The 25,892-nt window shown below is 30.8% G+C and carries 23 protein-coding genes; 5 read left to right on the plus strand and 18 right to left on the minus strand.

All coding sequences use genetic code 11. From position 1 onward, the window contains the following. The 13 genes from BUA92_RS19410 to BUA92_RS19470 all read right to left on the minus strand — a co-directional run. Nucleotides 1-1,259, minus strand: a 1,259-nt coding sequence (locus tag BUA92_RS19410; RefSeq protein WP_073022324.1) for a PTS sugar transporter subunit IIC, incomplete at its 3' end; no start/stop codon positions are given. 84 nt (nucleotides 1,260-1,343) lie between these two features. Continuing rightward, the gene (locus tag BUA92_RS19415; RefSeq protein ID WP_073022325.1) at nucleotides 1,344-1,655 is read right to left on the minus strand and encodes a PTS sugar transporter subunit IIB; all 312 of its coding nucleotides are present in this window, start codon (nucleotides 1,653-1,655) and stop codon (nucleotides 1,344-1,346) included. A 31-nt stretch (nucleotides 1,656-1,686) separates the two neighbouring features. Next, the gene (locus BUA92_RS19420; protein WP_073022326.1) at nucleotides 1,687-2,007 is read right to left on the minus strand and encodes a PTS sugar transporter subunit IIA; all 321 of its coding nucleotides are present in this window, start codon (nucleotides 2,005-2,007) and stop codon (nucleotides 1,687-1,689) included. 306 nt (nucleotides 2,008-2,313) lie between these two features. Further along, nucleotides 2,314-5,256, minus strand: a complete 2,943-nt coding sequence (locus tag BUA92_RS19425; RefSeq protein ID WP_073022327.1) for a carboxylesterase family protein — start codon at nucleotides 5,254-5,256, stop codon at nucleotides 2,314-2,316. Nucleotides 5,257-5,335: 79 nt separating this feature from the next. Then, entirely contained in the window at nucleotides 5,336-6,637 is a 1,302-nt protein-coding gene (locus BUA92_RS19430) for a PTS sugar transporter subunit IIC (protein ID WP_073022328.1), read from the minus strand. A gap of 300 nt (nucleotides 6,638-6,937) precedes the next feature. Continuing rightward, nucleotides 6,938-7,546 carry a sugar O-acetyltransferase gene (locus tag BUA92_RS19435; protein ID WP_073022329.1) on the minus strand — a complete coding sequence of 203 codons (609 nt, stop codon included), beginning with the start codon at nucleotides 7,544-7,546 and terminating at the stop codon, nucleotides 6,938-6,940. A gap of 135 nt (nucleotides 7,547-7,681) precedes the next feature. Then, complete coding sequence (locus BUA92_RS19440) at nucleotides 7,682-8,323, minus strand: NAD(P)-dependent oxidoreductase (protein WP_073022330.1); 642 nt, start codon at nucleotides 8,321-8,323, stop codon at nucleotides 7,682-7,684. A gap of 20 nt (nucleotides 8,324-8,343) precedes the next feature. Beyond that, entirely contained in the window at nucleotides 8,344-8,985 is a 642-nt protein-coding gene (locus tag BUA92_RS19445; protein ID WP_073022331.1) for a DsbA family oxidoreductase, read from the minus strand. A gap of 90 nt (nucleotides 8,986-9,075) precedes the next feature. Then, nucleotides 9,076-9,507 (minus strand): Rrf2 family transcriptional regulator, encoded by a 432-nt coding sequence (locus BUA92_RS19450; RefSeq protein WP_073022332.1) that lies wholly within the window; start codon nucleotides 9,505-9,507, stop codon nucleotides 9,076-9,078. A gap of 115 nt (nucleotides 9,508-9,622) precedes the next feature. Further along, nucleotides 9,623-10,663, minus strand: coding sequence for a S66 family peptidase (locus BUA92_RS19455; RefSeq protein WP_073022333.1), 1,041 nt, complete (start codon nucleotides 10,661-10,663; stop codon nucleotides 9,623-9,625). A gap of 140 nt (nucleotides 10,664-10,803) precedes the next feature. Continuing rightward, nucleotides 10,804-11,922, minus strand: a complete 1,119-nt coding sequence (locus BUA92_RS19460) for a DUF4179 domain-containing protein (RefSeq protein WP_073022334.1) — start codon at nucleotides 11,920-11,922, stop codon at nucleotides 10,804-10,806. 1 nt (nucleotide 11,923) lies between these two features. Beyond that, on the minus strand, nucleotides 11,924-12,484 hold the full coding sequence (locus BUA92_RS19465) for a sigma-70 family RNA polymerase sigma factor (RefSeq protein ID WP_073022335.1): 561 nt from the start codon (nucleotides 12,482-12,484) through the stop codon (nucleotides 11,924-11,926). Nucleotides 12,485-12,810: 326 nt separating this feature from the next. Continuing rightward, nucleotides 12,811-15,468 (minus strand): calcium-translocating P-type ATPase, PMCA-type, encoded by a 2,658-nt coding sequence (locus tag BUA92_RS19470; protein ID WP_175550936.1) that lies wholly within the window; start codon nucleotides 15,466-15,468, stop codon nucleotides 12,811-12,813. Between the two features lie 389 nt (nucleotides 15,469-15,857). Between BUA92_RS19470 and BUA92_RS19475 the strand changes: the two genes are divergently transcribed. Both BUA92_RS19475 and BUA92_RS19480 read left to right on the plus strand, forming a co-directional pair. Further along, nucleotides 15,858-16,904: a phosphodiester glycosidase family protein gene (locus BUA92_RS19475; protein ID WP_073022337.1), complete on the plus strand. Its 1,047-nt coding sequence runs from the start codon at nucleotides 15,858-15,860 to the stop codon at nucleotides 16,902-16,904. An 18-nt stretch (nucleotides 16,905-16,922) separates the two neighbouring features. Continuing rightward, complete coding sequence (locus tag BUA92_RS19480) at nucleotides 16,923-17,927, plus strand: hypothetical protein (RefSeq protein ID WP_073022338.1); 1,005 nt, start codon at nucleotides 16,923-16,925, stop codon at nucleotides 17,925-17,927. A gap of 102 nt (nucleotides 17,928-18,029) precedes the next feature. Here BUA92_RS19480 and BUA92_RS19485 read toward each other — a convergent pair whose 3' ends face one another. Genes BUA92_RS19485 through BUA92_RS19505 form a run of 5 tightly spaced genes read right to left on the minus strand, consistent with a single transcriptional unit; the run spans nucleotide 18,030 to nucleotide 21,603 of the window. Continuing rightward, nucleotides 18,030-18,827 carry an RnfABCDGE type electron transport complex subunit B gene (locus BUA92_RS19485; RefSeq protein WP_073022339.1) on the minus strand — a complete coding sequence of 266 codons (798 nt, stop codon included), beginning with the start codon at nucleotides 18,825-18,827 and terminating at the stop codon, nucleotides 18,030-18,032. Nucleotides 18,828-18,839: 12 nt separating this feature from the next. Further along, nucleotides 18,840-19,418 carry an electron transport complex subunit RsxA gene (gene rsxA, locus BUA92_RS19490; protein ID WP_073022340.1) on the minus strand — a complete coding sequence of 193 codons (579 nt, stop codon included), beginning with the start codon at nucleotides 19,416-19,418 and terminating at the stop codon, nucleotides 18,840-18,842. Between the two features lie 24 nt (nucleotides 19,419-19,442). Beyond that, entirely contained in the window at nucleotides 19,443-20,123 is a 681-nt protein-coding gene (rsxE, locus tag BUA92_RS19495; RefSeq protein ID WP_073022341.1) for an electron transport complex subunit RsxE, read from the minus strand. Nucleotides 20,124-20,137: 14 nt separating this feature from the next. Continuing rightward, nucleotides 20,138-20,746 (minus strand): RnfABCDGE type electron transport complex subunit G, encoded by a 609-nt coding sequence (locus BUA92_RS19500; RefSeq protein WP_021803298.1) that lies wholly within the window; start codon nucleotides 20,744-20,746, stop codon nucleotides 20,138-20,140. A 2-nt stretch (nucleotides 20,747-20,748) separates the two neighbouring features. After that, nucleotides 20,749-21,603: an RnfABCDGE type electron transport complex subunit D gene (locus BUA92_RS19505; RefSeq protein ID WP_021803299.1), complete on the minus strand. Its 855-nt coding sequence runs from the start codon at nucleotides 21,601-21,603 to the stop codon at nucleotides 20,749-20,751. A 354-nt stretch (nucleotides 21,604-21,957) separates the two neighbouring features. Between BUA92_RS19505 and BUA92_RS19510 the strand changes: the two genes are divergently transcribed. From BUA92_RS19510 to BUA92_RS19520, 3 genes are read left to right on the plus strand one after another with little or no spacing between them, the layout of a single operon-like run. Beyond that, nucleotides 21,958-23,466, plus strand: coding sequence for a spore germination protein (locus tag BUA92_RS19510; protein WP_207650365.1), 1,509 nt, complete (start codon nucleotides 21,958-21,960; stop codon nucleotides 23,464-23,466). Nucleotides 23,467-23,471: 5 nt separating this feature from the next. Next, nucleotides 23,472-24,566: a GerAB/ArcD/ProY family transporter gene (locus BUA92_RS19515; protein ID WP_073022343.1), complete on the plus strand. Its 1,095-nt coding sequence runs from the start codon at nucleotides 23,472-23,474 to the stop codon at nucleotides 24,564-24,566. Continuing rightward, a complete protein-coding gene (locus tag BUA92_RS19520; RefSeq protein WP_073022344.1) occupies nucleotides 24,563-25,795 on the plus strand; it encodes a Ger(x)C family spore germination protein in 1,233 nt (410 codons plus the stop codon). The genes BUA92_RS19515 and BUA92_RS19520 overlap by 4 nt, the downstream gene beginning before the upstream one ends. Nucleotides 25,796-25,892: the final 97 nt, after the last annotated feature.

Consider the following 25,892-nt stretch of genomic DNA (forward strand, 5'->3'; position numbering starts at 1 on the left):
ACTTTCTTGAAGAATGGGAAGTATACTAATACAGATATAGTTATACATACTACTTGAAGTAAAGCCATTCTCCATCCACCCATTATTAATCCTCCGATTACTGGTGGTGTAGTCCAAGGAACAGTTACACCTGTAAATAGTGGAACTAATCCTATTCTCATAGCAAAATATGCTACTACTGCTGAAATTGTTGGTGCTAATACGAATGGTAAGAACATTAATGGGTTCATAACCATTGGGAAACCAAATATTATCGGTTCATTTATGTTGAATATTCCAGGCCCTATAGATAATCCACCTAATGCTTTGTTTTGGTCAGATTTAGAGAACCAAATCATTAGTATTGCAAGACCTAAAGTTAATCCTGATCCTCCAACTGTTACAAAGCTAGCCATAAATTGGTCTGTAACTATGTGTCCACCATTTTCTAATGTAAGTTTTTTACCTGCATCTATAATTGCTTGGTTTTCAAGTCTGTTTGCAATTTGCATACCTTGCATAACACCGTTAACTATATTGTTTCCATGAACACCAAACCACCAGAAGAATGGTACTAGTGCAGTTGTTATAATTAATCCTATTAAAGAATCTGTAAATCCTTGTAATGGTGTTTGTAATACTTTAAATATAAAGTCTATCATTGTTGTGTTTAATGCATATTTAAAGAACATAAATATAAACATTGTTCCTGTTATTATAACAAGTCCAGGTATAAGTGCTGAGAATTGGTTAGATACCCCTTGTGGTACTCCAGCTGGCATCTTTATAGTAATCTTTTTGGTTAAGAACCAAGAATAAATTGCTCCAACTAATAATCCTATGATTATTGAAGCTACCATACCTTGTCCGCCAAGCCATGTTCTTGGAATAACTCCTGATACAACTTCTCCACCTTTAGTTGTTGTGTATTGATTTAATGTTATTAAAAATACTGCAAATGCTATAATTCCTGCTCCTAAAGGTTCATGTCCTTCGTTTTTAGCATACATGTATGCTATACCGATTACAGCTACTACAGCCATAATTGACATTGTTGAATTATAAACTTGGAATAATGGTTCTGTCCATCCTGCTCCAAATATTCCTGCCATCCAATCATTAAATGGTTGATATGGGATTTGAGCAAGTAATAAAAATATTGACCCAATTAATGACATTGGTAATGTGTAAATAATTCCGTCTTTTAATGCTACTATTCCTTTAAGTTCAACAAACTTCATTACTATGTTTATCAACTTTTCACTACGTGTTTCTGACATAAAATAAGTCCTCCTAGTTTTTATTTATGTATTTTCTGCTATAAATAGTTCTAATATTTATAGCAGAACTTAATACCTTATTGATTATTTTCCTAATAATTTTAAAGCGAAATCTAAAACTTTGTCACCTTTCATCATTCCATAATCAACTGAGTTGATTACATCTACTGGAACTCCTTTTGCAGAGCAAAGCTTTTTAGCTGCTGGTAATTTATATCTAACTTGTGGTCCAAGTAAAGCTACATCTATTCCTTCTTCTAATTTCTTACCCATAGTTGATTCTGGGAAAGCTTCTATATCAGCTTCTACTCCCTTAGCTTTAGCTGCCTCTTGCATTTTTGCTACTAATACACTTGTTGACATTCCTGCTGCACAAAATAATCTGATCTTTATCATCTTTTTTTCCTCCTTAAATATCTATACTTAACTATTTAACTAGTTTATTAACTATTTTTCTTAGTTCCATAATTTGTTCTATAAGATTCTTTTCTGTTATAGTTGTCATTAAGTGGTCTTGTGCATGTACAAACAGTACTGACACTTCTGTTTTTTCTCCTGCTGCTTCCTTTTGTAATAAATCTGTTTGAGCATTGTGTGCTACTTCTAATGCTTCGTTTGCTTTGTCGATTAATTGGTCTGCCTCTTCATAGTTTCCTTCATTTACTGCGTTTAGAGCTTCATAGGAATATCCCTTAGCATCTCCTGAGTTTATTATTATATTCATTATTACCTGTTCTAACTCACTCATTTTATTACCTCCGTATTTTTAAATCCTTTTGTTTTTATACTCTTTATATTAGCAAGACTCGTGCCAAAACACTAAACCCACCTATAATTAACGTTTTCAAACATAAATATTATTTAGTGTTTGATTATTCAACACCATTTTAGTTAGTGTTTAAATTTCATTAAGCAGTGTTTGACTATTTAAACAGTGATTTTTAAGTGTTTATATTTATTCTGTTTGTGTTTAATTTTTCTTTTTATTTAATTAAAATAAAAGAAATGACTGGATCATCTCTTATGCCTCCAGCCATTTCCTTTATAAATCATTTTATACTTTTGCTCTTTTTTTCACTAATACAAAACCTAATGCAATAAGTATTATAGAAATTCCAAGTAAAGAATTCATTCCTACCATCGATCCTGTTTGAGGCAATGTTAAACCAGTCTTAGAATCATTAGTAGCTTCCCCTATTACATATTTTGAGAAATGAGGAGTCTTAAAAGTTACATTATTTCCATCTAATGATGTTTTTAAACTTTCAAAACTTTTAGTTTCTTCATTATAATAGAATACTGTTATCTTATCTTTATTAAATTTACTTATTTCTTCATCAGTAAGTGTTATAGTAATCTCTGCTTCACCATCATTAAATTTATGAATAAGAGTTTTATTATCTCCATTTACTACATATAGATTGAAATTATAAACTTTTTTATTTCCTTTTAAATTTTTGACAATATCACTATTTTCTTCAATATTAAGTTCAAAAACTAATTTTGAACCTTCAACCAATAAGCTATCATCAATAGCTGAGAAAGGAAGTTTTATTGTAGTATTTCCTGCTACTATTTCAAAAGATCCTTTTCCATCTTTAACTGATTGTACATCTTCAATTTCAACTTTAGCTCCTTTAGTTAAATCAACATCTTTTACTACTATCTTATTAACACCATCTTTATTAACTATTGGGTTATTGGATTTATTACCATCAACTGCTTTTGTTTGCTCAAAAAGCCAATCAATCATACCTTGATCATTATTAAATACTGGCACCCATGACCAATGTTTTAAACCTCCGTAGAATTTGTGTGCATCCATATATTCATTACTATATATAGTTTCTTTAGCTTTTGTACTACCTAATTCTATTAAAGCTTTATATGCATATTTACTTGTTCTACTATCACAAATTGGATCTCCATCTGCATGTACTATCCATATTGGAATATCTTTTATTCCTTTTAATTTTTCTTTAAAGTCTGCTACAGCAGTAGCTTCCTCAGCTTTGTAATCTCCTATTGTATCTTTTGCTGCTATTGATATTGCACCTGCAAAAAGATCTGGATATTGCATCATAAATCTAAATACTCCGCCTCCACCACTTGAGGCACCTACTACATAAACGCGATTTTTATCTACTTTTCCTTCTGAGATTAATTTCTGTATTAATTCATTATAAGCAGTAAAATAATCTTGCATTTGTTTTAATTCTGTAGGATTATTATATATTGCCCATCCATAATTTTTAGGGAATTGTACGCTAAGTACTGATGTTTCTTTTCCAGACTCAGTCCAAGTTGTAGCTCCTCTATTTTCAGTTAAGTGTTTTAATCCATCTGTTCCTACTTCTCCACCACCATGTAGCCATACAACGAGTGGCTCTGGTTTACTTGATTTTGTAGATTTAAGTTTGTATGTTAAATTTTGACCATTACTTCCTACAAAAGTACCAGATACAAATTCATCTACAGTTTTAATATTAACCTTTGAAACATTGCTTTGGTTAAAAGATAACTCTGGATATTTGCTGCATATAATTGAAAATGGTGATATAAATCCACCTGGATATTTAAATCCTTTAAATCTTAATTTAACTGTATTTCCTTCTATGCTTAATTTAATTTCGTCATCAGCATAGTTGTTTTGTACAAGATTTCCTTTAGAATCTAATGGATATCCATCATAATTCCCTTTTATATCGAAATCTGATGCTTTTAGTCCTGAAAGCTTCGAAACATCGTTTACTGTTATATCAAAGCCTTGAACCATAGTACCTGCATCACCTATATAAGTATCAGCAACTATATCTTTTACCTGAACAACTTGCTTAGATTGAGAATATAGCCAACTAATCATATCTTTATTATTAAGAGTAGGAACCCAAGACCAATGAAGAAGTCCTCCATATAGTCTCAATGAATTCATATATTCTGTTGAATATATAGTCATTTTAGCATTATCATTTCCAAGCTCTTTTAATTTGTTATATATATTTTTACTTATAGTGCTTGAATTAGTTGTGTCTTCTTCTGCATGGAATAACCATATTGGTAATTTTGATATCTTACTAAGCTCAGATAAATCTTTAACTGTTCCTCTACTTGCTATTGCAACTGAAGCTGTAAATAGGTTAGGTTTATCTAATAAAAATCTTAAAGTTAATCCTCCCCCCATAGATGCTCCAGTTAAGTATATTCTATTAGAATCTACTTTTCCTTCAGCTATAAGCTTATTTATAAGCTCTTCATAAGCATCAAAAAAGTCTCTCATATCTTTTAATTCTGTATCAGTAAGTTCTACAGAATATTTATATGGGTATTGTGCTGCTATAACATTTGTTGTATATCCTGATTCTGCAAATGCTACTGCACCTCTATTGGCTGTAACTGGTTTAATATTATCTGTTCCAACTTCTCCAGCCCCATGCATCCATATTACTAATGGCTCAGGTTTTCCTGTATTTGCTGAATATAATCTATATGGTATCTTCACACCATTAGTTCCTACGTAAGTTAATTTTTCAAATTTATCAACTGTCTGAGTTTTTATTTCATTAACATTGCTTGATGTAAAATTAAGCTCTGGGTACTTATCACATATTACACTAAATACCCCTGTCATACTTGAATCATATTTAAAATCTTTTACATCCATCTTTATGGTATTACCTTCAATACTCAAAGAAATACCATCATCTTCATAATTTTCTTTAACAAGCTCACCTTTAGAATTTAAAGGATATCCATCATAGTTGTTTATTATTTCAAAATCCTCAGCTTTGATTCCTTGAATCTTAGCTGCGTCATCAATAACTATTTCAAAACTATCAACAACCTGCCCTACATCTCCCACGTAGGTATTAGCTGTAATATGCTTTATACTAACACTATCTACAGTTTCAGCATTAACTCTTAAACTAGGCACCGCAAAATTTACTACTGTTCCTGTCAGTGTAAGTGCAGTTAAAAAACTTTTTAAACCTTTTTTCATTATTTTTTACGCTCCTTATATATTTATATAACAAAGGCTCAACATAGATAATGTTGAGCCTTCACTTAATTGTCTATTTCTAAGCTTCTAATTCTTGCTCACTCTTAAGATTCATAGCATCTTGCTTTAATAGGAATGGGAAGTAAACTACTACTGAAATAGCTATACATACTATTTGAAGAAGTGCCATTCTCCAACCACCCATTATAAAACCTGATATTATTGGAGGAGTAGTCCATGGAACTGTTACACCAGTAAATAGTGGAACTAAGCCTACCCTCATAGCTAAATAAGCAACTACAGCTGATATTGTTGGTGCTGCTACGAATGGTATAAACATCAATGGGTTCATAACCATTGGGAAACCAAATATTATTGGTTCATTTATGTTAAATAATCCAGGACCTATAGCAATTTTACCTAATGCTTTAGTTTGTTCAGATTTAGCTATTATGATCATAGCAATTACTAAACCTAAAGTTAATCCTGAACCTCCTACAGTTACAAAACTAGCATTAAACTGATCTGTAACAATATGTCCTCCATTTGCAAGAGTTAATTCTCTACCAGCATCTATTATAGCTTGGTTATCAAGTCTATTAGCTGTTTGTAAACCACCTATTACTCCTCCAACTATACTTGCACCATGTACCCCAAACCACCAGAAGAATGGAACTAAGGCAACTGTGATTATTAATCCAAATAAAGAATCTGTAAATCCTTGTAATGGAGTTTGTAACACTTTAAAAATAAATCCTATAAGTGTAGTATTTAATGCATATTTAAAGAACATGTATATAAACATTGTTGCTGTTATTATAACAAGTCCAGGTATAAGTGCTGAGAATTGATTTGATACCCCTTGAGGTACTCCAGCTGGCATCTTTATTGTTATTTTCTTTGTTAGGAACCAAGAGTAAACTGCTCCAACTGATAAACCTATAATTATTGCAGTTACCATCCCTTGTCCACCAAGCCATGTTCTAGGGATAACGCCTCCTACAACTTCGCCTGTTGTAGATGTTGTAAATTGATCTAAAGTTATTAAAAATACTGCGAACGCTATAATTCCTGCTCCCAATGGTTCATGACCTTCATTTTTAGCATACATGTATGCTATACCAATTACAGCTACTATAGCCATTATAGCCATTGTTGAGTTGTAAACTTGGAATAATGGTTCTGTCCATCCTGCACCAAAGATACTTGCCACCCAATCATTAAATGGCTTATATGGGATTTGAGCTAATAATAAAAATACTGATCCTATTAATGACATTGGTAGTGTGTACATTATTCCATCTTTTAGTGCAACTATTGCTTTAAGTTCAACAAATTTCATTACCATGTTGATTAATTTTTCACTACGATTTTCTGACATAATATAATTCCTCCTTATCATTTATATCTTTTATTAAAGCAATACCCGTGCCAAAACACTATTTTCACGTATTCACAACGTTTTCAATAAGTGTTTCTAATAGTGTTTAAGTATTTTTTTATTGTGTTTGACTTTTGATATCGTTTTAATAGCATTTTAATTTTGTGTTTATATTTTTTTATTAGTGTTTGAAGTTAATATATTAAAGGTAAACTCACCAGTCAGTTTAATTAAAATAAAAATGTCTAGTTAATTTTCTAATTGAAAAATAACTAGACATTTTCCACCTATATTCCTTTATTAATAATCATCAACATCGAATTCTCTGTCTTTAAAGTAGTACTTTCTATCTTCTTCGGTTACTTCCCTTATAACCCTACATGGATTACCAACTGCAATAGCATTGTCTGGAATATCCTTTGTTACAACACTTCCAGCACCTATAACCACATTATTTCCTATTTTTATACCTGGATTTATTATAACATTTCCACCTATCCACACATTATCGCCTATTGTTACTTCAATTCCATATTCATATCCAGAATTTCTTGATTCAGGATGAACAGGATGTCCCGCAGTATATATGGACACATTAGGCGCAAACATAACGTTTTCTCCGATTATAACTCTCCCTACATCTAATATAGTACAGTTATAATTTACAAAAAAGTTATTACCTACTTCAATATTTTTTCCATAGTCACAATGAAACGGAGGTTCCACTACAATATTTTTCCCAGACTTTCCAAGTATATCTTTAATTAATGCATCTAATTCCTCTTTTTTATCTGGAGACATAGTGTTATATTTATGTATCTTTAACTTATTCTCCATCCTCTCTTCACCAAGACCATCTAACCAAGCCTTATATGGTAGTCCTGCAAGCATTCTTTCTTTTTGATTCATAGTAATACCTCTCTTTTACCTTTTATAATCTATTTAAATAATGAAATTATACTAATATTATACTCAATTGTTTACATATAAAAAAGAGTTTAGCAAATTAACTCTACTAAACTCTCATATTACAAAAGTATTTAATTATTCTTTCTCTGAAACCACAGTAAATCTTTCATTTATGTGTTTCCCATTCTCAATTTCATCTACTAATGCCACTGCCAAGTCAGGATAACTAAGGTAACTTTCTCCTTTAGAATTAACTATAAGATTATCTTTTCCTTCTATATATTTACCTGTTCTTTTTCCTTGAGGATCAAAAAATGCTGCTGGACTTAAGTGAGTCCATTTTATTCCTTCTGACTTTTCCATCTCTATTAAGCTAGCTCCCATAGCTTTAGCAGTTGGAAGATATGCTTCTATAAAATCTGGAGTATCATATAATCTCACCTTTTTATCTTCATCTACAAATAAGCTTCCAGCACCACTTACTACGATTAATCTTGTATCAGGTACTTCTTTTAAAAGATTTGTAAGAAATCTTCCTGCATCTACATAAAGATTTTCTTTTCCAGCCGGTGCACTAATAGCATTTACTAAAACATCTAGGTCTTTAACATCCTCAGCCTTTAAATCAAAAAGATCTTTTTCTATTATTTTTACAGTTTTATCTGTTAATTTTGAAGCATCCTTGACTATTGCAGTTACTTCAATACCTCTATCTAGAGCTTCCTTTAATATAAGACTTCCAGCCTTTCCATATGCACCTATAATTCCTATTTTCATTTCTCATTCCTCCTATTTTTTTAAATTTCACATACTCCGTCTATACTGCAAACTCCATAGCCTTTACTTGCTACATCCTTTGCATATTCATCATCAATTGCTTTTTCAAAGGTTTCTTTATCTGTATATCCTTCAATTCTTTTATTTCCTATAATAAACGTTGGAACTACTTTAACATTTGCATCCTCATAAGCATGTCTCAATGCCTCTCTTTGAACATCTTTATATTTTCTTGTTTGCAATGCTTCTTTGAACTCTTCTTCATTTAATCCAACTTCCACTGCAAGTTTAGCTAAAACATCTATTTCCCCAATATTTTGTTCTTCTTTAAAGAAAGCTTCATAAATCCTATCATTATATTCTTTCCCTTTCCCCTGCTCCTTTGCAAAATGAAAACCTTCAAAAGCTAAATTGGTATAGGGATTTGGAGATACCCTAGGCAACTTCATATCACTTCCTATGGATTTAGTAAATCTATTCCACATTTGCATTTTCTCTGGCTCATTTATGGGATCTAGTTTTGGTACTGGCTCTGGTCTTAACTCAAAAGGCATCCACTCAACCTCAACATCTTTTCCTTCTATAGCTTCTTCAAAAATCCCTTTTGTTAAAACGCAAAATGGACAAATATAATCTGAATATACTTTAATTTTTAATGACACAATTAATCATCTCCTAAAATATTTTAAGTTTACTTAATACTATACGTTGTAACCACATCAGTTACAACATTGATAAAAAAAATTGAAACCTTATCCTTCAATTTTTTTGTTTAACACTCCCACAAGCTCTTCCATATTTACATCTTTAAGAACAGTTTCCATGGCTTCCTGAGCTTTTATTAATATAAGTTCGAGAACTCCTTGAATATTAGCTCCTATTGGACAATTTATATTAGGATTTTCTTGAAATTGAAAAAGTTCTCCTTCCTCAACAACATCAACAGCACGATAAACATCCAGAAGAGTTATATCTTTTAAGTCCTTATTTAGGGTAGCTCCTCCAGTACCTGAAGTAACATTTACTAAACCTGCTTTTTTAAGCATACCTGTAATTCTTCTAATAACCACGGCGTTAGTATTAACACTTCCCGCCATCCACTCCGAAGTGCAAAGAGTATTGCTTTGAACAGCTATCAAAGATAATATATGAACAGCTACGGTAAATCTACTACTAATTTTCATTTAAAACACCTCTTGTAACCATTATAGTTACAACTAAACTTTTAGTCAATAGTTTATAAAAAAATACCCATAAGAAATTTTAATCTCCTATGGATATTTACATTTTATCTAAAACTTAAACCACTCCCGATTCTAATATAGAAAACTTCTTATTATCACAATCAATTTCTGCTAATGCACCATATGGAATTATCATCATTGGTGCCGTATGACCAAAATTCATATTGTACATTATTGGTAAGTCTTTAAGACTTAATTCTTCTCTAATAACTTTATTAATTACATTTTTATACTCTTCATAATACTTGTTGTCATATGGCTTTCCAAAAATTATTCCATTAATTTTTTCTAAAATGCCTTGAGAGCCATAATTTCTAATCCAGTACTCAAAATATTCAGGATTCGGTGTATCTTCTGATGTTTCTAAAAATAATATTGATTCCTTCCACAAGTCATCTTCTGGCCAAAGCTTTGTTCCCTTAAGCATCTCTAAAACTTCAATACATCCCCCTATTAGTGTTCCTTTTACCTTTCCATTTCCCTGCAGAACCTCTATTCCTTCAAATTCATTAGTTCTTCTACCTATATTCTTATTTTCTTCCTCCCAAGGAAGGTGCTCACTTGTCCATATAGTAGATGCTTGAACTTCTCCTATTTCTTCCCTATTAAATAGAACCTTATCTACCCAATATCTTGTATAAGCAAACATTTTAATGTTTTCCGCAAACTCAGATAAAATAGCTGGACCATAAAAACTAGAAATTCCTGCTTTTAAACAAATCATATGTGCAACTGTTGTATCTGAATACCCGATAAACACCTTAGGGTTTTCTTTAATAATATCAAAATCTATAAATGGAAGCATTCTAACACTTTCATTCCCACCTATACATGAAAAAATTCCTTTAATTGATTTATCTTTAAAAGCATTCATAAAATCTTCAGCTCTTTTTTTAGGATGATTATATACATATTCACTTCCCTTTAGAGTATTCTCCATTTCAACTACTTCAAGACCAAACTCTTCTTGTAATCTTCTCTTACCTTGATTATATCTCCATAATATTTCTTTATCTCCTGCTCCACCCCAAGACAAACTTACAGTGGCTATTTTATCCCCTCTTTTAAGCATTGGTGGTTTTATCAAGTTCAGCATAGCCATTCCCCCTACTTTTTGAAACATTATACCATTTATTAAAGCTGAGTCCTATATATTAATTCATTTATAATTTTAATTTTAAGAAGGCTACTCAAAAGAGAATTTTTAAAACTATAAGTTTTAGTTCATAAAACAATTTATTTCTCCAAATCTATCACAATATCATCTAATATAATTTCGCCATTTATTGGGTGATTTTCATCTATAACAGGACTTGTATCAACAACTTCTCCATCTCCATTACCTGATGCCTGACGCACATCATTTGATAAGCGTACTTTAGGGGTTATTATTAATTTAGTTGCCTTAGGATTTAATTCACCAAAAATAGCCATAGAGTTTCCAGAATATCGTCCTTCACCACCTTCATTTGTTCTACAACTTGTGAAGGTATAGATGTTTCCTAGATCATCTCTCAGCTCTAATATTGGTATATCTATCATAAAATATTTCTCTTGTAGTTCTTTTGATATTTCTTGGAAATAGTTTATTGTAAATGAAGCTGGTGTTTTAGAAATACTACTTATTACTAATTTAGCGCCATCTTTTTCAATCTCTTTATTTATAACTTGTTTAACATTCCCTATTGCCTTCAAATTAATTTTAAACTTCCAGTGTCCTTTTATTAGTTTAGAATTTTCTAAGCTCCCACTCCTAATATCTGTAAAGTTTAGTCCAAAACTTATAGCTTCTCTTTCTTTCTCTATACTGATAGTTTGTTCACCTACATAAGTATTATCATAAACTCTTTTTACTCCCGAACCTCCTCCTATTGAACCATTATAATTTTTTATATTAATGCGGGGACCATTCACATTAAAAAACGGATCTTCTCCTAAATCTTTATCACTAACTATTTCATAAGTATAAGTTAATGTTCTTCCATCAAATATTGCTTCTTTAATAGTGACTTTAATTCCATTGCTTTCCTGAGTCATTCCTACCACATCTGCGTATTCCTTATATTTATCATATGCACCAGTTCTTCCATTATCTATAAATCTAAATATATCTCCAACTATAGGAATTTCAGCTGCATATGATGGATATGCAGTTCCAAAAATTCCTGTTCCCCCAATTACTAAACAAACTAAAGCAGCTACTACAATTCTTTTCTTTTTGAATACCTTATTCTTATTTATGGAATTTTTTAAGTATTTTTTTACTCTCATTTTTTCTATATCAGATACTTCCATCAATTCAATCTCATCCTCATCTATATCAATATCATTTAATACTTCATAAATATCTTTCATACTATATCACCTCAATATTCAATTTAAGTATTTTCTTACTAAGCTTTTTCTTATTTCTATAAATTCTATTGTCTAAGGCTGATCTAGTAATACCAAACTTTTTAGCGATATCATCAGATTTTTCTCCAAGAAAAAACTTCATAACAAAAATGTCTCTGTCCATAGGTTCTAGCGTATTAATTAAACTAAGGAGCTCATTTCTTTCTTCTGTCTTAATAATTTCTTCTTCAACTAATTCATTTGTGCTTATTTCTTTATTTTCTATACTTACATCTAAGTTCTTAATTTCTTTTCTATAATAGTCAATTGCCTTAAATTTTGCTATTTTAAATATCCATTTCTTAAATGCAATTTCTTCTCCCATAAATTTGTTTGAATTATTCCATACTGAAAGAAAAACATCATTTATACATTCTTCAATAATTCCATCATTATGGAGTGGTGAGAGTACTTTATGCACAGTCGATTTAACTATTACTAGATACTTATCTACTATAAACTCCAGTGCATCTTCTTTTTTATTTTTTAATCTATCTATATAATTTTTTTCAGTACATCTCATTAAATCTTCTCCAATTCATTATTTTGTAAAAGCTCTTACACATTATATAACGTTAATAAAGAAATTTTCTCTCACATTTTTTATTATAACTGGTTTTCTGGTTAACTGTATTTCTGGTTAACTGGTTATATTCTTAACTGGTTAACTGGTTATGTGGTTTTCAAACATACTATAAACAAAAAAAATCTTAATTTCTCTTAGAACAAGGCTTTTAATCATTACTTTATAAAAACATAAAGGAGCTATAATCAATTAAATTCATCATAGCTCCTTTATGTTTTATAAGGAATATACCTTTTTTATAATTACTAAAATATAATAGATTACTAAACTCTAACTTTCCTCCATATTAGTTTTACAAGTTCAGATATTACAACTACGCTAAATGAAGTAGCAAATATCTTTATCCACATCATTATATCAAGAGGAATTGTTCCAAAAAATGCTCCTGCAAACTGTATTATGATTATCTGCAAAGCAAAAGTAATGGAAATAACAATCAACATTATCTTATTTTCAAATAAATGTTTAAATATACTTACTGACTGAAGTTCCCTGCAGTTAAAGGCATTGAATAATTGGAACAAAGCAAATAAGGTGAAAAGCACTGTTGTCATTTCTTCTTCTGTTGCTCCAAGAAAATTAAATATATACTGGCATAAAAATACTATTGAAATATAAACACCAGTAAGCCCTATTCTTGTAAGCATGGACTTAGATACAATATTTTCACTTCTCTTTGTAGGAGGACGACTCATTAAGTCACTATAAATAGGTTCTAGTCCTAAAGTAAGAGCTGGAGGTCCATCCATTATAATATTTATCCATAAAAGCTGAAGAGCTGTAAATGGAGCTTTAAATCCCAAAACTATAGAAGTAAAAACAACAATAACAGAGGCTAAGTTTACTGTTAATTGAAATTGAATAAATCTCTTAAAGTTTTCGTAAATACCTCTTCCCCAAGCAATAGCTTTAACAATTGTTGAAAAAGAATCATCAAGAAGAACAATATCACTTGCTTCTTTAGATACCTCTGTACCTGATATACCCATTGCAATTCCTACATCAGCATTTTTAAGTGCTGGGGCATCATTAATACCGTCACCAGTTACAGCAACTACATTTTCTTGAGCCTTAAGTAATTTTACTACACGCATTTTTATAGTAGGTGTACTTCTCGCAATTACGCTGATTTTAGGAAGAATTTTCAATAATTCATCATCATTTAAATCCACTATGTCTTTCGATTCAACGGCTATGTGTTCTCCGTCTAATATGTTAAGTTCATTTGCAATGGCTTTAGCTGTTACAATATTATCACCTGTTAATATTTTAAGATCTATTCCAGCAAGACGACAATTCTTAACAGCTTCATATACATCTGGACGTAGTGGATCTGATATTGCAACAAATCCATCAAAAACCATATTATTTTCCATTGCATTATGATGATGATCCTCATCATAATTTTGCATTACCTCAAGTTCTTTATGTGCAAATGCTATTACTCTCATAGCCTTTTCTTGCGCTTTTATAATATATTCTTCAATTTCACTTTTTCTATCTTCTGAAATATTACACATAGAAAATACAGATTCTGGACTACCTTTTACATATGAAATAATTTTACCATCAACCTTACTTATAGTTGTCATATGCTTTAATTCAGAAGAAAATGGGAATGCTTGAAGAACATCATGATCTTCTCTTTCATCCTTATATGATTTACCACTTGTTTTACGTACATCTGATTTTTCGTAGAAATTTAACATTGCACATTCAGTAGGATTACCTATAAAAGTACCTTCTTTAGAAATATCTGCTGTTGTATTTAAGCATATATTATGAACCAGCCAACTTGATGATAAATTGGATGGCTTTTCATTCCACTTATCATCATAAAATGCAGATACAGTCATTTTATTTTCAGTCAATGTTCCAGTTTTATCTGAACATATTACATTAATACAACCAACCGTTTCAGATGCAATCATCTTTTTAACAAGGGCATTTTTGTGGGAAAGTTTTATAATGTTTATAGATAGTGAAACTGCAACAATTGTAGGTAATCCTTCTGGAACAGCTGCTACAATAAGCACAATACTAGTAACAAAGGCTTCTAAAACTTCTTCAAAAACTAGTCCACCATTAACCGCAAATGATATAAGTTCAGTTATAAAAACTACACTAGCTGCAATTACTCCAAGAATAGTAATTATTTTTCCTAGTCTTGCTAATTTTTCTTGAAGAGGTGTTAATGTTTTTTCTGTACTAGTAAGTTCCTTAGCTATTTCACCAAACTCTGTATTATCACCTACTGCAGTTACTACCAGCTTACAATATCCGCTTATTATATAGTTTCCTGAATAAAGCATGTTGCTTCTTTCAGCTAAAGGTGTTTTTTCATCTATAATGGTAGAATCAGCATTTTTCTTAGCTGGAACACTTTCACCAGTAAGAGCTGATTCATCCACTGATAAATCTACACTTTCCAATAATCTTCCATCTGCTGGGATTTTATCTCCTGTAGAAAGAAGCAGTATATCGCCAGCTACAATTTCTTTTTGCGCTACCATAGTAGTATCGCCATTACGAAGTACCTTGATTAAAGTGTCTTCACTTATCTTTGAAAGAGCTTCAAAAGCCTTAGCACTTTTCCCCTCCATAACAACAGTAATAATTACCGAAAGAAAAATTGCTGCAAATATTCCTACACACTCTAAAAAGTCTGCTTCCCCACCAGTTGTCGTACGGATAATATTAACAATAAGTGCTATTACCCCTGCCATAATAAGCATTAAAATCATAGGCTCACTGGCAGCTCCTATTATTCGTTTTACTAAAGACTCGGGCTTTTCTCTAGTCAGAGTATTACTTCCATATTTTGATTTATTTTGAGCTACTTGCTCATTTGTCAGGCCTGCCGATGAATCTGAGTTAAGCCTAATTAGAAGACTCTTTTTGTCCTCCATAAATTCCTTCATAATTAATTCCTCCTCTTAATAAATATTATTCCCTGAAATCTACAAAATAAAAAACTCGTGTACAGCAGACTAAGCTATACACGAGTCAAATAAAAAAAGACCATGTATGGCTATATAAGCTATACATGAGTCTCGTTTATTAAGACAAGCCAGACTTTTTACGGTCAGTATGTTGACTTGTCACGTAAATTCTTACGCAAACTACTCCCTCACGAGTATTTTTAAATTATTTTCATATTTTACCATGATGGTTTTATTTAGTCAAGTAAGCTTTTAAGTCTCTTCAATGTTCTTATGATTAATAGAATATTCATTTATCAATTTTATACATTATTGACATAAAAAGAGTTTTTATTTATACTTAAACTAATTTTATAAGGAGACACGCTATGATTACCAATTTTAGAAATAAAAAACCTAAGCAAATAGATAAAAAAGTAGGACGTAAGTTTCATATTAAAACCATTGTATGGTGCTCTATATTTACTTTATTTTTCACAGGTATAACTGCTCCTTTTACTTTGCTATATGGCCCTTTTGAAAATGCAAAAAAAATTTTTGTTGGGACTGCAATGGGTTCCATGCACTTTCAATGGCTTGCTACAAGCTTTTTACCTAAAGACAAAATAGATGAAATTATCGGAGCCAATAAGGAAATTGAAGAAAACCCTATTACTAATGAAGATACTACCAATATAAAAATATCAGAGGAAAAAGATAATTCTATAGAAAGAAAAGACATATCTGATGAAAATAATAAATTTAAAGGGTATGCATTAATAATTAAAGATCCAACTAGAGTAAAGATAGGAGTTTCATCTAAAATATTTAAAGAAGGTGAAACCATTTCTGAAATTGCAGAACATTATGGTGCTGTAGCTGCTATAAATGGAGGTTATTTTACTGATGAAGCTGACTCAGAAAAATGGTCATCTAATGGTGGTATTCCAGTAGGATTTTTAATGTCAAACGGCAACATAATTCAAAACATAGATCCTAATGAAGAATCCTATATTTTAGCCCTTACAAAAGAGGGTAAATTATTAATCGGCAAAACATCAATAGCTAAATTATTAGAAAAGAAAGAAAATGAAAAAGAAACAGTAACAGAGGCAATGACTTATATAACACCACTTATAAAAAACGGTAACTTATTGGACATACCAAGTAATCAAGGAACCTCACCTAAAACAATGATAGGTCAACGTAATGACGGTGCTATAGTCTTTGTAGTTTTGGATTCCAATCTACCTGGAGGAAGAGTTTGCGCAACTTTAACAGAAGCACAAAAGGTAATGAATAACTTAGAATGTTATAATGCAGTTAATTTAGATGGTGGAAAATCAACAACTATGTATCTGAACGGCAAGGTAATTAACAATCCTTCCTATGCACTTGGAGAAAGACCTATATCATCTGGATTTATAGTTAAATAAGAAAATGGAGTATAAAAAATGAATATATTAAAAAAAGTAATTGTTTGTATAGTTATTTCAATTGTTGTCCAATCTAGTGTACTTTTTTATTTGGATAAAATACTTTTTAAAGAATCAACTCAGTTTGTAATAGAAACCGTAGATACTCCGATAGAAACTAAGGTGTCTAATATATATATACCTAGTGATTCTGAAAATATCAAAGCTTCTTTTAACGGAAATTTTATTACATATTTTCAAAATGGCAAACTAAAAATAGTTAATACTACAACAGGTGAAACCAAGGAAATTTTAAATGGTACTAATATACTTAGTGTAGAATGGGTTCCTAAAAACAACACCTTATTTTTAGTAGAAAATAAACATGGTGAAATAAATACAAAAACATATAATGCAACAAACGAAGTAGAGCAAGATATCTGCAAATTAGCTAACTATAATGAAAATGATAATATTCAATCCTTTATTTCATTATCAACAGAATATGTAAGTATAACTAATAGAAATAACACCACAATTTATAGAGTTGATATAGAAAAAGAAAGGAAAAAAATTTCTAATTTTAAATTTATGTTAGGCACTGCTAGTGTTTCTCCAAATAAGGATTTATTCTATTTTGAAGATTTTTATAATAAGGAGTTTTACCAATATTCAAATGGAAGCAGTAAAAAAATTAATTTACAAAATACAAATCAATTAACCATATTAAAAGCTATAGGAAACACTTTATACATTGGTGAATATTCAGATGATAACAAGATTTCAAAGATAATATATGGTGAATCAATATCTGATATAAATAATTGGAAAACTCAAGTTTTAAATGAAAAAGTTGATAAAAAAGATATATACATAAGTAGTGACAATCAAATCTATATTAACAACAACTTACAAGGCATGGTCACAAATATTATTACAGGAGAAAATATTCAATATGATGATAAATTCCTTTTTATCAATGATAAGGTACTATGTACAATAAAAAATAATTATGTATATTTTATAAACTTGAATGATTCATAGTAAATAATATTCAAAGATAAACTTAATAAAAAACAAGGTGCAGAAGGTTAAATAGTGAATACTATCTTATCTTCTGCACCTTAACTTATAAACTTTTATATTTTATCCAACTCTTCTTATTGCCTTAGTTGGACATTTCTCCACACATATTCCACAATTAACACACTTATCATAATCGACCTTAGCTAAAAGGTCATTTACATGAACTGCATCATGTGGACAATTCTTTTCGCATATTTTACAACCTATACATCCTACACTACAGTTTGTCCTTACTATCTTACCAACATCTTTAGAGCTACATGCAACTCTAACTTTTTTGTTTTCTGGAATAGATTCTATTAATCCCTTAGGACATGCTTTTATACAAGCTCCACAGTTAACACATTTCTCCTCGTTAACTTTTGCTATTCCATCTACTATATCTAAAGCTCCAAACTTACATACATTAACACAGGTTCCTAAACCTAAACAACTGTATGAACATCCAGATGCAATCTTATCCCAGTTTTCATGAGCATCAACACAGTTAGTATAACCTGCTGTATCTAACTGTATCTTTTTATTTGAGCAATTTCCATTACAGTTTACAAAGGCCACTTTTTTCTCAACTTTTTCAACCTTAACTCCAAGTATTTCACCTAAAGCATTTGCAACTTTTATTCCACCAACTGTACATCCATTTACTGGCGCTTCTCCACTTACAACAGCCTCAGAAAAAGCATCACATCCTGGAAAACCACATCCTCCACAGTTAGCGCCTGGCAAGGCTTCACGAACCTTTGGAACTCTAGGGTCTACCTCTACAGCAAATTTATCTGATGCATATCCTAAAGCTGTTCCAAATATAATTCCTAAAACACCTAAACTTAAGGCTGCATATAATATATTAATATCCATTCTTCCGCCCCCCTACTTTATTAAGCCTTGAAAGCCTAAAAATGCTATAGACATTAAGGCCGCAGTAAATAAGGTAATTGGTAATCCTCTTAAAACTCTAGGAATATTTTCATTATTATCAGTTTTTTCTCTAATAAAAGATAATAAAACTATGGACATCATATATCCTAAAGCCGCTCCAACACCATTTACTACTGATTGTAGGAAATTATAATTTTCCTGCATGTTTAATACTGTCATACCTAATACAGCACAATTTGTAGTTATAAGTGGAAGATATATTCCAAGAGCTTTATAAAGTCCTGGACTCATTTTCTTTATTACCATTTCAACTAGTTGAACTAAAGACGCTATAACTAATATAAAAGCTATAGTCGATAGATACTCAAGTTCAAGTGGTACTAATATAAAGTTAAACACTAAATAAGACATTATAGATGCTATAACCATAACAAAGGTAACTGCAAACCCCATTCCTATAGCTGCATCTCTCTTTTTTGATACCCCTAAAAAAGAACATATTCCTAGAAATCTAGAAAGCACAAAATTATTTACAAACATGGCACTTACAAAAATCAATAATAAATTCATTTATTTCACCTTCTCCTCTTAATACTATTTTTCTGTATTGCATCCAGTTCCACAGCCTGAACAATTTCCACAGCCGTGTTCTAATGTCTTAGGTGAAGTTCCATTTTTATCAGCTTTTCTAATATTAATGTAGTTTAAAATAGCCATTAAAAAGCCTAATGTTATAAATGCTCCTGGAGCAAGAATCATAATTGAAGCTGGTTTATAACTTTCTGGCATTATAGTAATACCAAAAACTGCTCCTGAACCTATTAACTCTCTAATAACTCCAACCATTGTTAAAGCTAAAGTAAATCCTAGTCCCATTCCAAGTCCATCAAAAATTGATGGTATTATAGGATTTTTTGAAGCATAGGCTTCAGCTCTTCCCAAAATAACACAGTTTACAACTATCAAAGGAATAAATATTCCTAAGGATTTATATAAAGCTGGTACGTATCCTTGAATAAACATCTCTATAATAGTTACAAAAGACGCAACTACAACTATATATGCTGGTATTCTTATTTTATCTGGTATAAATTTTCTTAAAGCAGAAATCAACATATTTGAAAATATTAAAACTATGGTGGTAGCTATTCCCATTCCAAGGGCATTTTCAGTAGAAGTGGTTACAGCTAGAGTTGGACACATAGCTAAAACTTGAACAAATATAGGATTTTCTGTTATTACGCCATTTTTTACTCTTTCAAATACTTTATTCATATAAACAACTCCCCCTAACTTTCTGATGCTCCGGAATTTGCATCCGTACCATTTTCATCGATAGGTGCCTCTCCCTGAATATTAACTCTATAGTAATTAATAGCTTCATTAACTGCTGTTCCTACCGCTTTTGAAGATATGGTTGCACCAGTTACTCCTTCAACCTCATTTTCACTAGTTGGAGTTGTCTTCACCATACTAATTCCTTTATCTATTGGTACATTTTTAAATCTTTCTTTAAATTTATCTTCATCTATTTTAGCTCCTAACCCTGGGGTTTCAGAGTGAGATATAACCTTAAGACCTGTCATTTTCCCTTCATTTGATATTGCAATCATAAGGTCAACTGGTCCATGAAAGCCTTTGGTATTTACTTTAAATAAATATCCAACTCCCTCGGAACCATTTTTTCCTTCAAGAACTTCTAAAATATTCCCCTCTAACTTTTTATCTGTTTCTTCAACAGAAGTTGCTAAAGGCATAATTAATGCTAAGTCTTCTTTATTTAGTTTAGAATTTTCTGCAATTGCATCTTTAGTAACACCATTTGCCAATCCTAAAAGAACTCCTGCTATAGAAGTAATTATTGCTAAAATAATCCCTAACTTAAAATTCTCTTTCATATTTATGCTACCTCCTTTATAGGCTTTCTTTTAGTAACATAATCAATTACTGGAGTTAACAAGTTTATAATTATAATTGCATAATAAGGACCATCTGGGTTATATCCATAGATCATAATTATGCTTGCAAGCATAGCTGTAAGCGCTCCAAAAATTACTTGTCCAAGTTTTTCCTTTGGTGTGGTTACGTGATCATTAGCCATAAACACTGCTGATAACACGACTGCCCCGTTTATAACATTTGTATAATCACCAAGAAAATATCCTTCTCTTGAAAATACCCAGTTAAATAAAGCAAAAAATGCTAAATAACTTAAAGTACTTCTATAACTAATAACACCTCTAACTAATAGATAAATAAATCCTACTAATAAAGCTAATACAGAAACCTCGCCTAGATTTCCACTAGCTGTTCCTAAAAATTTATCCATTAAACTAGCAGCTTGTACCGTTTCTCCACCTGATGGTTTAGCTATAATTGCTGCCCAAGATGTAATTAAAAACACCTTTCCAACTGCAGCTGGGTTCATAAAATTTCCTCCATATCCTCCAAAGAAACTTTTAACAAAGATATTAGAAAATATAGCCCCTATTACAACTATCCATATTGGAAGATGGCTTGGCAGAATCAAAGCAAATAATATTCCTGTAACTACTGAGCTTAAATCCTTTAATTTTAACTTCTTATCTCTTCCATAGTTCCAAATAACTTCACATAAAATCGAGGTTATAACTGATGCTAATATTATCTTTACCGCATCAAACTTATAAAAATACATACTTGCAGCAACTGTAGGCAAAGTTGCTATAATTACTTCAACCATAGTTTTGTTCTTTAAATTTAGATTGTTTGACAAATTATTCATCCTCTCTTTATAGATAAGTTTTTAAGTACATAAAGCAGCTGTCATTTTTTTATCGGCTTGCACTTTTTTGTATACGTTCATTTTCATTTTAAGAAAAAACTAGTTTTTCCTTGATAAAAAAAAAACAAACCGTTTCCTAATCGTCTGGGCTCTCCCCCCTGAGTAGCCCAGACGACTTGAAAACAGTTTCCTGCTCAACCGATAATTCCATATTTATTTCATTATAATTCTAACATAACACTTATCCTCTGTCAAAAAGTTGTTGGTTATAGGAATCTAACTTATATTAATAGAATAAAAAATTCCACCAAAGGCAAAATACACTCATGATAAAACATAAATGAGGTGATTAAAATAAATAAAGATGAAGATAACTATAAAATACTTACAGGTAATCTTGAACTGGATCTTAATAATTTGAAAAATATATTCTTTTATCCTAAAAATAAAGACTTTGTCATAAGACCCTTGCATATAAAGGCTTTAAATGTAGACGGTATTATAATTTATTTAACTGGTTCTGCATGCATAAACACAATAGTAGCTGATGTTATTCAGCCCTTAACTAAAGAAGGAATTAAACAAACACCTAACCCCATTACCGAAGATATAATAAATAAAATTCTTACTACTAAAGAAGCTCATAAAATATCAAACTTAGCTGAAATTACAACTTCAATTACTAAAGGAAATACGTTGTTGCTTATAGAAAACTCCAAGGAAGCTATTTCTATTTCTACTACTGAATTTGAACATCGTTCCATTGAAAAACCAGCAAATGAAAATACCATAAAAGGACCCAAAGAAGCCTTTGTTGAATCTGCTAATGTTAACAGATCTCTTATACGTAAACACATAAAATATGCGAACTTAGTTACTGAAAGTATTGAAGTGGGTGAAAAATCTAAAAATGATGTTTATATGATGTATATTGAGGGAATTGCAGACCCAGAATTGATAGAAAATATAGGAAATAGAATCAATAATATAAAATCAGACTCTATATCAAATGTTTCCATGCTAGAACAATTTATTGAAGAAAGAAGCTATTCACTTATTCCTACAATCTTATATACAGAACGCCCTGATAGAGCATCATCTTTTTTAAATGAAGGCCACATAGTACTGCTTATTGATGGATCTCCCGCTTGTTTAATAGCACCAGTAACATTTTGGGCATTTTTTCATACTGCCGAGGATCAATATGAACGATGGGCTTATGGAAATTTCATAAGAATAATTAGACTATTTGCAGTTCTTATATCCTTGTTAGTTCCAGGATTGTATATTGCAATGAGTAACTTTCACGCTGAAATGATCCCAAGCGATTTAGCTGTATCCATTGCTGCCGCTAGAGAAGTACTCCCTTTCCCAATAATTGTTGAAGTGATTTTAATGGAGGTTGCTTTTGAACTAATACGTGAAGCAGGAGTAAGAATTCCTACTACAATAGGCCCTACTATAGGTATTGTAGGCGCATTAATTTTAGGGCAGGCAGCAGTAGAAGCAAATATAATTAGTCCTATTTTAGTAATAATAGTATCAATTACAGGACTTTCTTCTTTCGCATTACCAGATATAAGTCTTAGTTATGCTATAAGAATATCAAGGTTTCTATTTTTACTTGCTGGCGCATTTATGGGATTCCTAGGAATATCACTTCTATTAACAGTTTCCTTGGCTTATATGATTAACATTACATCTTTTGGTGTTCCATTTATGTCTCCTTACGCTCCTCACTACCCTTCTTCTCATGATTTTTTAACAAGAGCACCTTTATGGAAGCAAGTGTTAAGACCTTCTAATATTTCTAATATTAATTCTGTAAGAAGAAAAGGTAAAAGAATGGAGTGATGGACATGATAAAAAAATATGATGGTAAAATTGGTTTTAGAGAACTTATCACTCTAATAATAATTTGTTTAGGTATGAAAGTTACTGACAGTACACCAGTTTTATTAACTAAATTAGGATTAAATTCTTCATGGATGCTTCCTATCATCTCAGGCTTAGTAATAATAATTCCAATTTTATGCCTATTATCATTATTAAAGCTTTATTCAGATAAAAATATAATAGACATAATATATTTATTAGCTGGAAAAGTTATTGGATTTATTCTTGTGTTTTTATTATTAATACTTACTTTACAATATGTGATAATTACTATAAGAAGTTATAGTGATATTTTAAATACCTTGTTCTATATAAAAACACCTATTTACGTTATAACGCTCTTATTGATTGTAAGTAGTTGCTATATCGCTAATAAGGGCTTTAGTGTAATAGGTAGTTTAAGCTGGATAATTTACTTTTCACTACAAGGCATACTACTAATTCTAGTAATTATGTTATGGAAAGAATTCAACTTTAGTTATCTTTTCCCTTTAGGAGGTCCTGGTGTTTTTACTTTATTAAAGGAAGGTACTACTCACTCCACAATCTTAGGAGAATTTATTATTTTAGCAGTTTTTTTCCCACTAGTGAGATCTTTTAAAGATTATAGAAATGCAACTTTATTAGGGTTTCTTATAGCAGCTCTACAGCTATCTATTTTTATGATAATTTATATTAGTGTTTATGGATATCCAACCCTATCTGTTTTAAATTATCCATATCATCAGTTAACACGTTTAGTAAACGTAGGGAGATTTGCTACTAATATGGAGGCTATTTTTCTTGGATTTTGGGTTTTAGGAACTTCTATTAGATTTTCCTTGTATTTTAGTACCGCGTCTACTATATTATCTAATATTATAAAGTGTAAAAATCAAAAATTAGTTATAGTTCTAATAGGAATTTTAACTTTTTTAATGTCGATAGTTCCTGATAATTTTACTAAATATGTTTTAGACTATAGAGAATTTACTATTGTTATATTTTGGATTTATGTAGTAGGACTCCCTATTTTATTATATGTAATAGCTAAACTAAAAGGAGAATACAAAAGATGAAGACTATTAAAGTTGTATCGATACTAATTTTAACATCATTGCTTTCAGGCTGCTGGGATAAAGCAGAAATAGAGGATATTGGTTATGTTGCAGTAATAGGTATAGATGATGCCGGTTTTAATAATATAAGTGTAACCTTCCAAGTCACTAACCCCCAAGTTGGAACATCAGCCAAAGTTAAAGTTGATGAACCAGCTACTAATATTATTACTTTGTTATCAAAAGACTTAATTACCGCAAGAGAGATTTCAAGTATGTCTATCGCAAGACGATTAACATTTGCTCATGTTAAAGCAGTAGTAGTCAGTGAAGAATTTGCAAAAACAGATAAACTATTTACTTTAATAGAAGCAGCTCAAAGAGATCGAGATATTAGGCGTGACTTTGATTTTATAATCTGCAAGGAAAAAGCCTCTGAATTTATAAGAAAAAACGATCCTCAATTCGATACTAGGGTTGCTAAATATTATGATTTTGTTTCAAGTCGCTGGAAAGATTCTGGATATGTACCCTTATCTGATCTTCACAGACTTTCGCAACGTACTTCAGATGACTTAGGTTTATTTCTTGGAACTTATGCCACTACTAATAAAGAAAATGAAAAAAAATTTGCTGAAAATGAAACAGATTACATAGCTGGAGAGATACCTGAACAAGAACCCAATCCTACTCAAATGATGGGCTCAGCTGTCTTTAGAAAAGGAAAAATGATTGGAACACTAACTGGAGACGAAACTAGACTTGCATTAATCTTAAGACCAAAGATTATAACAAATCATTTAATTATTAGTTTTCCTGACCCAATGAAAGAAGAAGAAAGAGTAACTACTATGATGTTTAGAGGAAAAAATAAAATCAAAATTGATGTAACTAATGAACATCCTGTTATTAATGTCACAGTTCCATTAAAACTCAGTATTACCGCTATTCCAAGTCTTATTGATTATGTTGAAAATCAAGAAAATCAGAGAATATTGGAACAATCAATAAAAGAATACTTAGAGGATAAAGCTACGAAGCTAGTAAAAAAAACTCAGGAAGAATTCCATGGAGAGCCCTTTAATTGGTCAATCGTGGTACGAAAAGAATTTAGATTATATGATGACTTAGAAAACTATAATTGGATGGATAAATACACTGATGCCGAGGTTAATATTAAATTTGATGTAAAAATTAAAGATTTTGGAAAACATATTGCTCCAACAAATCTAAAAAGACCAGAAAATTAAATTTCATTAATTCTTAATATCATTCACAATGAAATTAATAATGTTATAATATATTATAATATTAAAGTTAAGCTGTTTTTAAAGCAGAGGAGGCAAT

Origin of the sequence: Clostridium intestinale DSM 6191 (assembly GCF_900130055.1) — a bacterium.
Classification (GTDB): domain Bacteria; phylum Bacillota; class Clostridia; order Clostridiales; family Clostridiaceae; genus Clostridium_T; species Clostridium_T intestinale.

What these genes read in the sequence shown, in the direction of transcription:
- BUA92_RS19420 (WP_073022326.1), bottom strand. Translation starts at nt 2,007, where the DNA reads ATGAGTGAGTTAGAACAGGTAATAATGAATATAATAATAAACTCAGGA.
- BUA92_RS19425 (WP_073022327.1), bottom strand. Translation starts at nt 5,256, where the DNA reads ATGAAAAAAGGTTTAAAAAGTTTTTTAACTGCACTTACACTGACAGGA.
- rsxE (WP_073022341.1), bottom strand. Translation starts at nt 20,123, where the DNA reads ATGAATAAAGTATTTGAAAGAGTAAAAAATGGCGTAATAACAGAAAAT.
- BUA92_RS19520 (WP_073022344.1), top strand. Translation starts at nt 24,563, where the DNA reads ATGAAGACTATTAAAGTTGTATCGATACTAATTTTAACATCATTGCTT.
- BUA92_RS19430 (WP_073022328.1), bottom strand. Translation starts at nt 6,637, where the DNA reads ATGTCAGAAAATCGTAGTGAAAAATTAATCAACATGGTAATGAAATTT.
- BUA92_RS19435 (WP_073022329.1), bottom strand. Translation starts at nt 7,546, where the DNA reads ATGAATCAAAAAGAAAGAATGCTTGCAGGACTACCATATAAGGCTTGG.
- BUA92_RS19440 (WP_073022330.1), bottom strand. Translation starts at nt 8,323, where the DNA reads ATGAAAATAGGAATTATAGGTGCATATGGAAAGGCTGGAAGTCTTATA.
- BUA92_RS19515 (WP_073022343.1), top strand. Translation starts at nt 23,472, where the DNA reads ATGATAAAAAAATATGATGGTAAAATTGGTTTTAGAGAACTTATCACT.
- BUA92_RS19475 (WP_073022337.1), top strand. Translation starts at nt 15,858, where the DNA reads ATGATTACCAATTTTAGAAATAAAAAACCTAAGCAAATAGATAAAAAA.
- BUA92_RS19470 (WP_175550936.1), bottom strand. Translation starts at nt 15,468, where the DNA reads ATGAAGGAATTTATGGAGGACAAAAAGAGTCTTCTAATTAGGCTTAAC.
- BUA92_RS19500 (WP_021803298.1), bottom strand. Translation starts at nt 20,746, where the DNA reads ATGAAAGAGAATTTTAAGTTAGGGATTATTTTAGCAATAATTACTTCT.
- BUA92_RS19455 (WP_073022333.1), bottom strand. Translation starts at nt 10,663, where the DNA reads ATGCTGAACTTGATAAAACCACCAATGCTTAAAAGAGGGGATAAAATA.
- BUA92_RS19415 (WP_073022325.1), bottom strand. Translation starts at nt 1,655, where the DNA reads ATGATAAAGATCAGATTATTTTGTGCAGCAGGAATGTCAACAAGTGTA.
- BUA92_RS19485 (WP_073022339.1), bottom strand. Translation starts at nt 18,827, where the DNA reads ATGGATATTAATATATTATATGCAGCCTTAAGTTTAGGTGTTTTAGGA.
- rsxA (WP_073022340.1), bottom strand. Translation starts at nt 19,418, where the DNA reads ATGAATTTATTATTGATTTTTGTAAGTGCCATGTTTGTAAATAATTTT.
- BUA92_RS19460 (WP_073022334.1), bottom strand. Translation starts at nt 11,922, where the DNA reads ATGAAAGATATTTATGAAGTATTAAATGATATTGATATAGATGAGGAT.
- BUA92_RS19450 (WP_073022332.1), bottom strand. Translation starts at nt 9,507, where the DNA reads ATGAAAATTAGTAGTAGATTTACCGTAGCTGTTCATATATTATCTTTG.
- BUA92_RS19465 (WP_073022335.1), bottom strand. Translation starts at nt 12,484, where the DNA reads ATGAGATGTACTGAAAAAAATTATATAGATAGATTAAAAAATAAAAAA.
- BUA92_RS19480 (WP_073022338.1), top strand. Translation starts at nt 16,923, where the DNA reads ATGAATATATTAAAAAAAGTAATTGTTTGTATAGTTATTTCAATTGTT.